Origin of the sequence: Streptomyces cadmiisoli (assembly GCF_003261055.1) — a bacterium.
In the GTDB taxonomy this organism is placed as follows: domain Bacteria; phylum Actinomycetota; class Actinomycetes; order Streptomycetales; family Streptomycetaceae; genus Streptomyces; species Streptomyces cadmiisoli.
In genome coordinates this window covers 9,115,519-9,127,845 of sequence record NZ_CP030073.1, presented here as the reverse complement: position 1 = coordinate 9,127,845, position 12,327 = coordinate 9,115,519, and the positions used below count along the sequence as shown (strand labels likewise).

The following is a 12,327-nucleotide window of genomic DNA, read 5'->3' as shown; positions in this document are numbered from 1 at the left end:
GCTGTCCAAGGTGCCGTGGGGAGGCCACGCTCCGGTGGGGGTCATTCCGGAGACAGGCTGACGCAGCGGAACCCGGTGTCGTTGTCCTGCATCGTGGCGTTGGCGGCGTTGAAGAGCGACGGGGTGGCATGGATGAAGGGGGACGTGAACGCGCTCCCCTTCAACTCGTGCCGACCGGGCTCCGATTCGGATGCGCACCATTCCCACGTGTTCCCGCACATGTCGAACACGCCGTACGGGCTCACCCCCGACTGGTAGCGGGAGACGGGAGTGGTTCGCCCAATCTCGGAGTCGAGCACGTTGCATTTGGCGGCCGTGGGCGCGTCGCCCCACGGGTAGGCGCGGCCCTTGGTGCCGCGGGCTGCCTTCTCCCATTGCTCGCTCGTGGGCAGCGCCTTGCCGGCCCACTCGGCATAGGCGTCAGCGTCGTGCCACGTCACCCACACCACTGGGTGGTCAAAGATGCTGTCTGGGCACTTTCCGCCCGGCCAGTGCTGCGGGGCCCGGTGGCCAGTCGCCCTGACGAAGCGTGCGTAGTCCGCGTTCGTCGTCGGGTACACGTCGATGGAGAAGGCCTCCAGCCAAGTGGGCCTGTTGCCCCGCCCGGCCCGGAAGATGCCCGCGTCAACGGAGACCATCAGCTTCCCGTCGATCGGGCTCTTGGCGTAGTGGGGTTCTCGGCGTAAGAGGGCCTCGGCTCGCGCATCGTGTTCCGCTGCGGCCTGCTCGGTGATCAAAGTAGCGAACCGCTCTTGCACCGCAGGGAGTGCTGTCGAGAGCATCGTGTCCAGCGCGGTCTGATTCGCAGCTCGCGGCACAATGTTCGCGCCCTGTTTTTCCCACTTGACCAGCATGCGGTGACTGACTCCGACCGATGCGGCGAAGTCACGCCCGTTCTGCCGTAGGGCGGTACGGAAGGCCAAGACCTCCCGCCCCGTCCACCGCGCAACCCCCGTCATGGCGTATCCCCTTTACAGTCGCTCGCCGGGGACGGCGAGATAGGCGTCCCGGAGCTGGGTGAGCGTGGGGTGCTCTGTGGCCATCGGTACGTCATCGATGGTGGACAGCGCCCGCACTCCGATCGTGGTGTTGGTGGCGAAAGCGGCGTGCATGCCCTGCGCTTCCGCGAGGGTCACCGGCGCGGTGTGGTGCTGCCCGGTCTGCTGGAGAAGTGCCATCGTCACACCCGGCAACACGTCGGCCTTGGGCCACACGACTCCGTCCTCACCGATGAAGCCAACGTTCCACGTTCCGCCTTCGGACACGTGGTCGTCCGGGCCGACGAACAGTGCATCGTCGTAGCCGTCCAGGAGCGCCGAGCGTCGGGCGTGCAGGGCTCCGAACAGACCTGCGTGTTTGACCGCGGGCACGTCCCGCTCGTAGCGGACGGACTTTACGCGCAGTGGGGGCATCGGCAGGTCGCCGGCCGGGCGCACAGTGACCAGGACGCTGGGGTTGTTCGCCTTGTCGGGGTGTGCCATCTCGACGGCCGGATCGAAGATGGTGACGCGCACGACGAAGGAACCCGCCAGATCGCCTGCGGCCTGGCGGACGTAGCTGCGGACCCTCTCCGGGTCCAGTTCCGCGCCCATCACCGTCCGGCAGTCCCTGACCAGGCGCGCAAGATGCAGATCAAGGCCGCGTACGCGATGGTCGTCCACGCGCATGGATGTGAAGTGGCCGAAGTTCGTCAGCGCCAGAGTCAGCAGGGCATCGGGGGTAACGGGTCGTCCGTTCAGGGTCGCCATGTTCACCAGGATGGCAGCAAGCCGGGCAATTGCCGAGTGTCAGCCCCAAGTTGACGGCCTATAAGTTCGCCAAAAGTTCCTTCCATTGCCATGACTCAAGGGTGTTGTCTAGTGACCTCCCAAACACTCACTGTGACCAGGTGGTATCCGATGGGCGACTCGCCATTACTGGCGTTCATCTATGACCGGTGCGCAACAGCGAAGCATGCGTTCTTCGCCGCGGCTGAACCACGTACAAAAGGCGCGGTCCGGTGACGCCCGACAGCTACGTCCTGCCCAGGCCCGAGAGAGAGCGCCGGGCCGCAGCCTACGAGTGGCTGCTGACAGCAGCCCCGGACCGGCAAACGGCCATCAGTGAGTGGCGCAGCCCCGGTGTGGCACTGCTGACGGCCGGTGTGGAGTGGGACGCCGTACGCGTGCCGTACGACGTCCTGCACCCGGGCTTCGACCGCGCCACCACGCTCCAGGAACTGGTTCAGCGGCTCGGGGAACTGAAGGTGGGCGGATCGGCCTTCTGTGACCCGTACAGGCCCTTCATGTACCTCCTGGTCCCGCCGCGTACGGACAAGGACTGGCCCCGCGATCTCGCCTCGGCCCGGGTGGAATGCCTGGGAGGCACCCAGCCCTACGTCCATCACGTGGGCGTGCCTCGTCTGGAGAGCGTGGCGCCGCCCGGCCCGTTCTGGCTGACGCCGCCCGACGTCATCCCCCAGCGGCATGCCGACCCCGAGCACCTGTACACGCTGCTGCACGCGCTCCTACACGCGGCGCCGCAGCAGCAGGCAGACACGCCCCAGGTGATCGCATGAGCGACCGAGACCCGCCAGGGGCCACGCCGACCGCGCCGTGGACGGTCGGCAACCTCGCCGCCATCACGCCTTTTCGCATCGCGGTCCACGAGCAGACCGTCAACCCGGCCGCGGCCGCGGCCGGCGCCTCCCACCCACCCCTCGCCCGTGAGGCCAACATGATCGCTCTCCTGCAAGCCCGCTCCGGATCGGCGCCCATCGACGCCGACCACATCCGCCGCACCTGCGCACTGGCACTGTGGGAACCGGCGCTGCCCAACGGTGAGGAACGGGCGCATCTCGTGGGCTGCCTGCGCGGACAGACCCAGCTCCTCATGCCCGAGATTCAGCAACTGCTCCCGCGCATGCAGGGCGAGCACCAGCGGACCGCCCAGCACGTCATCGCCTCGGCCAACCGCGCCCTAGCAATCGACATCGTCACTGCACGGCAGGCGGACGCCCTGCACAACCTGGCAACCGCCTGCCGGGCACTGCTGGTCCTGCACGAGTTCCCGGACCCACTGAGAGCCCCCCAGACTCCCGCACCGGCCCGGCCGGATTGACTCCCCCGAGCCGGTACGGGCAACCCGGACAACCCCCGGGCTTCACCACAGAACACCGGAGGAGACATGTCCACAGCACGCATCCCGTCCGGTGCCAGCGCAGCCGGACCGACAGCGATTACAGACGGCGGCGCAGGAACGTCGTGCGCACCGGACTGGGCGAAGGGAGCGCGTCGTAGGTGCGGTACCAGTCCGCTTGCAGCAGCACCAGGTCGTGCGGGAGGCGAACGTCGCCACCGCACGCAGTCCGCTCCAACGACAGCTCACGATGTGAGGGCTCGAAGCGACGGCATTCGTCGCCGAGCTGGTGGTCAGCAAGCTGGTCACCAATGCGATCCGTCATGCAGAAGGCCCTGTCCACCTGCGTGTCATTCGAGATCACCACGTCTTGATATGCGGCGGAGATGGAGCAGGACGTGGACTACGAATCGGATCACTGATGCCGCTCGCGAATCCGGTGCGGCTTCCGGTCCGAGGGACGCGGGTCAAGCAGTGAGGTGGCGGCGGGTCGCCACCTACATGGCTCCGGCGGCGACCACGACAGTGAACGCCGTGGTGGCGGCGGGCAGGCCGATGACGTCGCTGAGGTAACCGGTGACGACCGGCAGCAGACCAACGGGGACGTACCCGCCGACGCTCAGGGCAGCGTTCGCCTCGGCAAGGCGTCCCGCCGGGACGCTCGCGCATCGGACTGCAGATCATCGACGGCACCCGGCCCTCCGTCAGGCTCAGTCGGCGCATCGACGGCGCGGGGCGGGAGACCGCCACCTTACTCGACCACGTCTGCTCCAAGGCGAGCGAACGGCTCACGGAGACCTTCCGGCTGGTCCCTCCAGGGGAGTTCGAGCAGGCCGTGGAAGTCCTGGCGCGGGCGCGCGAGGTACTCGCGTTCGGTGTCGGCCTCTCCGAGATCCCCGCTCGGTTCCTCGCCATGAAGATGAACCGCCTGGGTCATCCCACGCGGTTCGTCGGTGCTACCGGGTTCCTGCTCGCGGACGGCCTGCTCGGGCTCCGCGAGAACGATGCCGTTGTCATCTATGCACCAGCCCGCCTGACAAGGGAACTGGGCGTGGTCATCGACCACGCCCAGTCTGTGGGAGCGAAGACCGTCCACGTGACGGACTCGCTCGGCCCGGCCCCGGCAGGACGCGTCGACGTGACACTGCCTGCCGTCCACTCGGCCACCGGCTACACGGCGGAGGCCTTCAGCTCGCTGCTGATCACGGATTGCCTGCTCCTCGGAGTGGCCGCCCGGTACCGGGACCGCTCCACCTCCCACTCCGAGCTCCTGCACACACTTCGGGCAGCCCTCACTCCGGAGTCCCACCCGACCGGCCGGCAGCCCACGAGGCGCCGGGCCTCCCAGGAGGACGGCTCGTGACGGTCGTGCGTCACGGCACCGAGTAGCCGCCGTCGATCGGCAGCGCCACGCCCGTGACGAAACCCGCCTTGTCCGAGCAGAGCCAGACGACAGCGTCGGCGATCTCGTTCGCGTCGGCTATCCGCCCCAGGGGGTGGGCGGCAATGATCGACTTCATGGGTTCCTCGTTCGGATCCATCGTCGCGATCATCGGTGTGTCCACCAGACCGGGGCACAGGGCATTGACGCGGATCCCGTACGGCGCCACCTCAAGGGCCGAACTCTTGGTCATGCCGATCTCCGCCGCCTTGGTGGCCGTGTAACCGGAGAACCCGGACACACCCACCAGCCCCGCGCCCGAGGACATGTTCACCACTGAGCCGTGGCCCTGCGCGACCATCTGCCGGAGTTCGTACTTCATCGACAGGAACACGCCACGGACATTGACGGCGATCATCCGGTCCAGCATCTCGGTGGAGTAGTCCGTGGTGAGCTGGAACTCGCCGTCGTAGCCCGCGTTGTTCACGGCGAAGTCGAGTCGGCCCGTGTCCCCGACTGCCGCTCGGACCGTGGCTTCCACCATGGACTCGTCAGACACATCGGCCACGAAGTGGCGGGCCGAGCCGCCGGCATCCTCGACCAGGCGCACCGTCTCCTTCAGCGTCTCCTCCGTCCGACCCGAGACGGTGACCAGCGCGCCCTCGGCCGCGAGCGCCAGTGCCGTGGCTCGCCCGATACCGGATCCGCCCCCGGTGACCAGGGCGGTCTTGCCGGCGAACTGCAATGACATGTCTGTCCCTTCCGTTCTTCTTGTCGTCGCTCTCACTGTGGTGCTGTGGCTTTCAGTAGCGGGCGCTGGCGGCCCTCAGGAGCGGGGACACCATCGAAGGGCGCCCGTCCACGGTGGCCCCGCCGAACTGGATCATCGGGGCCAGCGTCCTGTTGTTCTCGGCGGGGAAGTTCAGCGCGGGAGCGGACACCTCGTCGAGGGCGTCCCGCTGGGCTTCGGTCAGGGTCACATCGAGCGCCCGCAGGTTGGCCTCGAACTGGTCCATGCGGCGTGCGCCGATCAAGGTGGAGGTGATCCCAGGTCGGCCCCGCACCCAGGCCAGCGCCACCGCGGCGGGACTGGCGCCCACCTCACGGGCGACGGCGTCGAGCGCGTCGATCACGACGTAGTCGGCCTCGCTCGGGGTGCCGACCAGTTGCGTCCGCGTGGTGTCGACCGGTCCCGTGACGGTGCTGGAGTACTTGCCGGACAGGAAGCCGCTCTTCAGCGGCCCCCAGGGCATCACTCCCATGCCCAGGGCCTGAGCCATGGGGATCAGCTCCCCCTCCGAGGTGCGTTCGAGCAGGGAGTACTCCAACTGCACCGCGATGATCGGGGCCCACCCGCGGAATCGCGCGATGGTGGCCGCCTGCGCCGTCGCCCAGGCCGGCACGTCGGAGAAGCCGACGTAGCGGACCTTGCCGCCGGCGACCAGGTCGTCCAGCGCGCGGAGTGTCTCCTCGGCCGGAGTGGACGGGTCGAAGTTGTGCAACCAGTAGATGTCGACGTAGTCGGTCCGCAGCCGCCGCAGGGAGTTCTCCAGCTGTTGCACGACCGCCTTGCGGCCCGGTCCGCCGCCGTTGGGGTCGTTCTCGTAGAGATTGCCGAAGAACTTCGTGCCGATCACCACCCGGTCGCGCAGTCCGGACCGGGCGGCGAAGTAGTCACCGATGATCTTTTCGGAATGGCCGTTGGTGTAGATGTTGGCCGTGTCGATCGAGTTTCCGCCTCGATCGAGATAGGCCGTGAGAATGTCCTGGGAATCCCCGGGGCTGCTGCCCCAACCGTGATCCTCCCCGAAAGTCATCGTGCCCAGCGTGAACTGACTGATACGCAGTCCGGAACGTCCGAGCGTCACGTAGGAATCGAGCGACATGGTGCAACCTCATAAGCGGGGAAAGGCGAGGACGGACGCTGTGACGGTCCGTCCGGGTACCTCTCCATTCGACCCCGCCGCGGGGCGGCTCCCTAGACCGATGCACGCGGACCATTGCACGATCCGCGCAACCTCGCCCGCATCAGGCTGGCCCCGCGTACGCTCACGTGCTTTCCTGGCATGGTGGATCACCTCAAGGAAATCCGGCGCCGGATCGCGAGACTGGCAGCGGGCAGCTCCCGTCCTGTATGGACTCACCAGATAGCGGTCTTCTCGACCCAACACGTGACCGAACCACTGGGCACCGTGACCGAGCCCATGATCGCCCTCACGGCTCAGGGAGCGAAGCGCTCCGTCCTCGGGGACCACATCTTCGAGTACCACTCCGGCCAGTACCTCATCGCGACCGTCGACCTGCCCCTGACCTCGCAGATCACCCGCGCCACACCCGCCGAGCCGTACCTCGCGTTCGGGCTTCCCCTGCAGCCCTCGATCATCGCGCAGCTGCTGCTCGAAACCGGCCCGACGACCCCCCGCCCACACGCGGGGCCAGGCCTGGCGACCAGTGACGCCGACGACAGGCTGCTCGACGCCGTCGTCCGGCTGCTGCGCCTGCTCGACGAACCACGGGACATCCCGGTACTCGCCCCCAGCCTCCAACGCGAGATCCACTGGCGACTACTAAACGGCCCCCAGGGCGCCCTGATCAGGCAGATCGGCCTCGCCGACAGCCGGACCACTCTCGTCGCCCGCGCCATCGCATGGATCAAGACGCATTACGACCAGGTGATACGCATCGACGACCTCGCCGACGAAGTCGGAATGAGCGTCTCCTCTCTCAATCGGAACTTCCGGGCCGTGACGGCCATGAGTCCGCTGCAATACCAAAAACGGCTCCGTTTGCAGAAAGCCCGCATTCAGCTCATGGCATCGCCACACGACGTGGCCGCGATCAGCTACGCCGTGGGATACGAAAGCCCCTCACAGTTCAGCCGTGAATACCGGCGCATGTTCGGTGCACCTCCGGGTCAGGACGCAGCGCGCCTGCGAACCGTTGAAGTTCTCCAGGAATAAATGCCGGGCGTTCAAACAGACAAATTACCCGGCACAAATATCGGCAAAACGCGCGGACACATCGCCCCGCGACACTCGGCGGGACCTGCGGTGGAGTCGTTGTGATCAGCTCACCGCTGTCCGGCCGGTGCGTGATGAGAATGTGCGCCCCGGCGCTATTTGAGGGGCGAGTCATGGAACAGAGCAGCAGCACTCGGAGATTGGTGACTGCGGACTCAGGCGCCCACGGTCCCGTCGACACCCTCGCGCAAAAAGTCTGCGTGCCCGTTGTGGCGGCCGTACTCCAGGAGCACGTGCACCATCACCATCCGCAGCGATACTTCCTCACCCCATCTCGGCTGATACCCGGCCCGGTCCAGGGATTCAGCCTCCCGCTCGATACGACGCGAGTTCTCCACCTCGGCCTCCCAGGCCTCGAACGCCTCGTCCCTGGTCGACGCGCTCGCGTCGTACGCCGCCTGGAAGTCAATCTTGTCGGACCAGACCATGGGCACGTCGTTCTCCTCAAACACCCGACGGAACCAAGCACGCTCCACCTCCGCCATATGCCGAACCAGACCGAGCAGCGAGAGCGTGGACGGCGGCATCGACTGCTGCCGCAGTTCCTCGTCGGTAAGTCCTTCGCACTTCATAGCAAGAGTCGCGCGGTGGTAGTCGAGGAAAGCCCGCAACATGTCACGTTCGCTTCCGAACCCCGCGGCACGGCGGCTTCATACTGCCCCTCCTGCTGTGATGGTTCGGGTTTTCGGGGTGTGGTGCCCGGATTCGGCGATGCGCCGTCGGCAGGCGGCCTCGGTCTCGTCGTCCCAGAGGACACACCAGCGTCCGCTGGGAGTCTTGCAGGCGGCCAGCTGGCCGTGGTTGATCCAGTAGTAGACCGCGTCGGCCGCGATCCCCAGGCGGCGGGCCACCTCCTTGACCGAGATCTCGCCGTCCCGGAACGGGACCGTGAACGGGGAGGGGATCTTGTGGACGTGGCGGACCCAGCGGACCGCCGCCGCATCGAACGGCCAGCCCGACGCGGTCGTGATGCCCTCCGCGGCGAGCTCGTCGACAAGCTCGGCGTCCCGCAGCCGGGGGCCACGCCGGCTGATCAGCTCCAAGGCGGCCGACGGGGTCCGCCGGGCCTCCGGCGCCGGCTTGGGCCGCTCCAGGCCGATCACCTCGCTCGCGCCGGTGTGCCAGCGCAAGCCCACCCGGGCCCGCCACCGGTCGGCCTCCGGCATCAGCGTCACGTCCGCCACCAGTGTCCTGAGCAGGCGTTTCCTGTCCTTGTCCCGGGTCCCGGATGCGTGCCAGAGGCGGGGAAGGTCGCCAGCGAGGGCCAGCAGGTCAGCCCGATCGGGCAGCGGTGGACGGCTCTCGTGTGCTTCTGCGAGGGCGGCTTCGGCCTCGGCCAGGGCGGTGAGCCGGGCCTCCCACCGGCTCTCCAGTGTCTGGGCGACGAGCCGGTTGCCGGGATCGACCGCTGTGAACGCCCGCTCGGCGCGATCCGCCTCGTAGCGGGCGCGTTCCACTGCCAGCTCGGCCGCCCGCTGTGAGCGGGTATGCCGGGCGGTGACCTCGTCCGCCGCCGCGAGGGCGACCGTGATCCGGCCCGGGGTGAGCTGGGCCAGCAAGCGTGTGGCAACCGCGTCATCGACAACATCCGCCCTGATCGACCGGCAGGTCGGTGTGCCCTGGTGGTCGGCCTTTGACCCGGAGCACTCGTAGGCCGCCTGCCCGCTGCGGTGGTAGCGGGTGGCCATCGGGCGCCCGCACGAGCCGCAGCCGATGATCCCCTGACATAGGGCCAGGCCCTCGCGGGCCGGACGGGCGCCGTCATGGGTGCAGTTGGCCTTCAGCTTCGCCTCGATGTCCAGGAGGGTCTGCCAGGTGATGTCGCCCTCGTGGTGATCGTGCAGCACCACCGGCCACTGATCCCTCGCAAGCAGCCGCACCCCGGTGCGCACGGTGCCGTCCGGCTCCACCGTGCGCCGGGTCGTGTACCGGCCGTAGACGTAGGTGCCCGCGTAACACGGGTTGCCCAGCACCCCCAGCACCCTGGCATGGGTGAGCTTCCCCCAGCGCAACTGGCTTGCCCACACGCCTCCATAGGCCCGCAGCGGGAAACGCCGGCCGACGAAGGCGGCCACTACGGCGTAGGCCGACCCGCCGGCTGCGAACGCGGCGAACACGTCCCGGATCGCGGTCTGCGCCTCCACGTCCGGATCGATCACGCATGCGCCCTCGTCGTCGTAGACGTAGCCGACCGGCAGCGGGAAGTGCAGCTCGCCCCGCTCGGCGGCGGCCCGCTTCGCACCCTGTAACCGACCGGCCAGGATATGCAGTTCGGCCTCGCTCATGCTGCCCTTGAGCCCCAGCAGCAGCCGGTCGTTGATGTCCGACAGGTCGTAGACCCCGTCGCCGTCCACCAGCAGCGCGTCCGTCAGCCGGGCCAGCTCCAGCAGCCGGGCGAAGTCCGCCGAGGACCGGGCCAGGCGGGACACCTCCAGCCCGAAGACCGCCCCGACCTCGCCCAGGCAGACCTTCGCCACCAGTTGGCGGAAGCCCTCGCGCTCGGCCCCGAACTTCCCCGACACCCCCAGGTCGGCGTCGATCACCACGACGTCCTCGCGGTCCCAGCCCAGCCGCACCGCCTCGTCGGCCGGCGCGTACTGCCTCGCCGTGGACTCGGTGTTGTCCCTCACCTGCACATACGTCGACTGCCGCAGTTAGACCACCGCCTGCCGGGACCGATGCGACGAGGTGATCTTCGACTGCCCGTTCACGGCCGCCTCCCAGCACGGACTCGACCATGTTGGCCAGCACCATCACCGTCTCGCCAAACACCCCGGTCCGCGGCACGGCTCCTCGCTCCCGCCCACGCCAGGGCACTCGCGCGACACATCTCACATGCCATCAGGATCCGCCCCCGTCCTGGTCGGCACCACGGCTCACTAGCCTGCGCGTTTCATCTGGGGTTGCGTCCGGATCATGATCGGAAAAGCGAAAGTGCCTTCTGAGCTGCAACGATGAGGCTTGTCTAGGGTCTCGATCGTTCCAGCGGGAAGGCACTTTCTGCGTGCACACTACCCGGTCACGCCCCAAGCTCGTCGTCAGCGCCGACGGGCACGGGGTGGTCAGCCATGCCGGCTCGCGTCTACTCGCGGATCTGGCCGACGCCACCGCACTGACCAGCGCTTTCTCCGACGCTCTGTGCCGACTGCGGCCTCGTGGCACCGGGCACGACCCCGGCCGCGTCGCGGTGGACCTCGCGGTGATGCTCGCCGACGGCGGCGAGGCGATCGCCGACCTGGCCGTGCTGCGCGACCAGCGCGACGTGTTCGGCCCCGTCGCCTCCACTCCGACCGCCTGGCGGGTACTGGCAGGCATCGACACCGCGACTCTGAACGCCCTGCGGGCAGCTCGGGCCAGGGCCCGCGAGGTCGCCTGGCTGCAAGCAGACGAGACTGGACACGCCATACCCGCCTCGCAGGCCGGAGGCCGTGAACTGCCCGGCCTGGTCCTGGACATCGACGCCACCCTGGTCACCTGCCACTCCGAGAAGGAACAGGCCGCCGCCACCTACAAACGCGGCTTCGGCTACCACCCACTGCTCTGCTTCCTGGACAACACCGGCGAGGGCCTGGCAGGTCTCCTGCGACCGGGCAACGCCGGAGCGAACACCGCAGCCGACCACGTCGCCCTCCTCGACCAGGCCCTCGCGCAGATCCCCGACGCTCACCGCCACGGCACCCCAGTCCTCATCCGCGCCGACAGCGCGGGCAGCGCCAAAGCCTTCCTCGCTCACATCCGGGCCCTGCGGGAACGCGGGATCCACACCTTCTTCTCCGTCGGGTATCCCGTCACCGAGCCAGTCCGTCGCGCGATCCGGGCCCTGCCCGAGCACGTCTGGCACCCCGCGCTGGAACAAGACGGTGCCTTGCGCGCCAGTGCCGAGGTCGCCGAGCTGACCGGCCTGGTCGACCTCACCGGATACCCGGACGGCACCCGCATCATCGTCCGCCGCGAGCGTCCCCACCCCGGCGCCCAGCTGTCCCTCTTCGACCAGGACGAAGGCATGCGCCACCAGGTCTTCCTCACCGACTCGCCCGTCGCAGGCAGCGGCTCGATCCAGCACCTGGAGGTCCGCCACCGTGCCCACGCCCGGGTCGAGGACCACATCCGCTGCGGCAAGACCACCGGCTTCGGTCGCTTCCCCTCCCGCCACTTCGCGATCAACCAGGTCTGGCTGGAGCTGTCCCTGACCGCGGTCGACCTGCTGGCCTGGACGCGAACCCTGCTACTGGACGGCGAGTTGGCCACCGCCGAGCCCAAGAAGCTCCGCTACCGGCTCCTGCACGCCGCAGCCCGGATCACGCGCGGAGCCCGTCGCCTACGGCTACGGATCGCCACTACCTGGCCCTGGCGCCACGAGCTGACCGCCGCGTTCAGCCGCCTCGTCGCACTGCCCCGACCGGCCACGTGACAGACAAGACCGCCACTGACCACCCACGACCCGAGGACCCAGGAGCACCCGGCCATCGCGCCGGGCCTGCGGCATGCCCACCATCCAACAGCAGCCCCACGACCTCCGGCACGGGCGTTCACCCAGCTCAGCCGACCCGAACCGAAACACGGAGGCTAGGGCATTCACCAGGGCACGGGCAGCACACGGGCCCTCGACCGCGAGCGGGTGCTCCTCGGCCGCAACCCCTCGGTCGGTCCACGCCTGCGGCAGCGTCACGCTCCGGCCCGCACCGCTCGCGCAGACGAAGACCAGCGCATCGCTCCGGCGCTTGACGTACAGAATCTCCAACTCGCAGCCGGACAACGGATGGAACGGGTGGGTGACCACCAGCGAACCCAACGACTGCCTGGACGATG

General features: G+C 68.4%; 13 protein-coding genes and 1 pseudogene. 5 read left to right on the top strand and 9 right to left on the bottom strand.

What is annotated here, in order from left to right:
* Positions 1 to 41 precede the first annotated feature (41 nt).
* Together DN051_RS40100 and DN051_RS40095 are read right to left on the bottom strand one after the other, a co-directional pair.
* Positions 42 to 854 (bottom strand): formylglycine-generating enzyme family protein, encoded by an 813-nt coding sequence (locus tag DN051_RS40100; RefSeq protein WP_246040792.1) that lies wholly within the window; start codon positions 852 to 854, stop codon positions 42 to 44.
* 117 nt (positions 855 to 971) lie between these two features.
* On the bottom strand, positions 972 to 1,748 hold the full coding sequence (locus DN051_RS40095; protein WP_112437586.1) for an aminotransferase class IV family protein: 777 nt from the start codon (positions 1,746 to 1,748) through the stop codon (positions 972 to 974).
* Positions 1,749 to 1,999: 251 nt separating this feature from the next.
* Here DN051_RS40095 and DN051_RS40090 point away from each other — a divergent pair, with 251 nt between their 5' ends.
* The gene (locus DN051_RS40090) at positions 2,000 to 2,557 is read left to right on the top strand and encodes a hypothetical protein (protein WP_112437587.1); all 558 of its coding nucleotides are present in this window, start codon (positions 2,000 to 2,002) and stop codon (positions 2,555 to 2,557) included.
* Positions 2,554 to 3,099 (top strand): DUF6415 family natural product biosynthesis protein, encoded by a 546-nt coding sequence (locus DN051_RS40085; protein WP_112437588.1) that lies wholly within the window; start codon positions 2,554 to 2,556, stop codon positions 3,097 to 3,099. The genes DN051_RS40090 and DN051_RS40085 overlap by 4 nt, the downstream gene beginning before the upstream one ends.
* A gap of 118 nt (positions 3,100 to 3,217) precedes the next feature.
* Here the strand turns inward: DN051_RS40085 and DN051_RS45490 are convergent, their stop codons facing one another.
* Positions 3,218 to 3,442 carry a hypothetical protein gene (locus tag DN051_RS45490; RefSeq protein ID WP_162624743.1) on the bottom strand — a complete coding sequence of 75 codons (225 nt, stop codon included), beginning with the start codon at positions 3,440 to 3,442 and terminating at the stop codon, positions 3,218 to 3,220.
* Positions 3,443 to 3,614: 172 nt separating this feature from the next.
* Positions 3,615 to 3,782: pseudogene (locus DN051_RS48000) on the bottom strand (MFS transporter); the annotation flags it as partial.
* 170 nt (positions 3,783 to 3,952) lie between these two features.
* Here DN051_RS48000 and DN051_RS40070 point away from each other — a divergent pair.
* A complete protein-coding gene (locus tag DN051_RS40070) occupies positions 3,953 to 4,480 on the top strand; it encodes a MurR/RpiR family transcriptional regulator (protein ID WP_162624744.1) in 528 nt (175 codons plus the stop codon).
* A gap of 10 nt (positions 4,481 to 4,490) precedes the next feature.
* On the opposite strand, the gene DN051_RS40065 is transcribed toward DN051_RS40070, so the two are convergent.
* On the bottom strand, positions 4,491 to 5,249 hold the full coding sequence (locus DN051_RS40065) for an SDR family NAD(P)-dependent oxidoreductase (protein WP_112437591.1): 759 nt from the start codon (positions 5,247 to 5,249) through the stop codon (positions 4,491 to 4,493).
* 52 nt (positions 5,250 to 5,301) lie between these two features.
* The gene (locus DN051_RS40060) at positions 5,302 to 6,384 is read right to left on the bottom strand and encodes an aldo/keto reductase (protein WP_112437592.1); all 1,083 of its coding nucleotides are present in this window, start codon (positions 6,382 to 6,384) and stop codon (positions 5,302 to 5,304) included.
* A gap of 180 nt (positions 6,385 to 6,564) precedes the next feature.
* Here DN051_RS40060 and DN051_RS40055 point away from each other — a divergent pair, with 180 nt between their 5' ends.
* Positions 6,565 to 7,458, top strand: coding sequence for an AraC family transcriptional regulator (locus DN051_RS40055; RefSeq protein WP_246040791.1), 894 nt, complete (start codon positions 6,565 to 6,567; stop codon positions 7,456 to 7,458).
* Positions 7,459 to 7,673: 215 nt separating this feature from the next.
* Here DN051_RS40055 and DN051_RS40050 read toward each other — a convergent pair whose 3' ends face one another.
* Positions 7,674 to 8,132: a DinB family protein gene (locus tag DN051_RS40050; protein WP_112437593.1), complete on the bottom strand. Its 459-nt coding sequence runs from the start codon at positions 8,130 to 8,132 to the stop codon at positions 7,674 to 7,676.
* 36 nt (positions 8,133 to 8,168) lie between these two features.
* Positions 8,169 to 10,148, bottom strand: a complete 1,980-nt coding sequence (locus DN051_RS40045) for a recombinase family protein (protein ID WP_199314826.1) — start codon at positions 10,146 to 10,148, stop codon at positions 8,169 to 8,171.
* Between the two features lie 374 nt (positions 10,149 to 10,522).
* On the opposite strand from DN051_RS40045, the gene DN051_RS40040 reads away from it, so the two are divergent.
* Positions 10,523 to 11,929 carry an IS1380 family transposase gene (locus DN051_RS40040; protein ID WP_112437594.1) on the top strand — a complete coding sequence of 469 codons (1,407 nt, stop codon included), beginning with the start codon at positions 10,523 to 10,525 and terminating at the stop codon, positions 11,927 to 11,929.
* Here DN051_RS40040 and DN051_RS47995 read toward each other — a convergent pair.
* Positions 11,843 to 12,298 (bottom strand): DUF5372 family protein, encoded by a 456-nt coding sequence (locus DN051_RS47995; RefSeq protein WP_162624745.1) that lies wholly within the window; start codon positions 12,296 to 12,298, stop codon positions 11,843 to 11,845. The two genes, DN051_RS40040 and DN051_RS47995, sit on opposite strands and share 87 nt — an antisense overlap.
* Between the last annotated feature and the right edge of the window lie 29 nt (positions 12,299 to 12,327).

Excerpts from the sequence above, each read along its gene's own strand:
- DN051_RS45490 (WP_162624743.1), bottom strand. The coding sequence starts at position 3,442 with ATGACGGATCGCATTGGTGACCAGCTTGCTGACCACCAGCTCGGCGAC.
- DN051_RS40085 (WP_112437588.1), top strand. The coding sequence starts at position 2,554 with ATGAGCGACCGAGACCCGCCAGGGGCCACGCCGACCGCGCCGTGGACG.
- DN051_RS40065 (WP_112437591.1), bottom strand. The coding sequence starts at position 5,249 with ATGTCATTGCAGTTCGCCGGCAAGACCGCCCTGGTCACCGGGGGCGGA.
- DN051_RS40095 (WP_112437586.1), bottom strand. The coding sequence starts at position 1,748 with ATGGCGACCCTGAACGGACGACCCGTTACCCCCGATGCCCTGCTGACT.
- DN051_RS40050 (WP_112437593.1), bottom strand. The coding sequence starts at position 8,132 with ATGTTGCGGGCTTTCCTCGACTACCACCGCGCGACTCTTGCTATGAAG.
- DN051_RS40055 (WP_246040791.1), top strand. The coding sequence starts at position 6,565 with ATGGTGGATCACCTCAAGGAAATCCGGCGCCGGATCGCGAGACTGGCA.
- DN051_RS40060 (WP_112437592.1), bottom strand. The coding sequence starts at position 6,384 with ATGTCGCTCGATTCCTACGTGACGCTCGGACGTTCCGGACTGCGTATC.
- DN051_RS40100 (WP_246040792.1), bottom strand. The coding sequence starts at position 854 with ATGCTGGTCAAGTGGGAAAAACAGGGCGCGAACATTGTGCCGCGAGCT.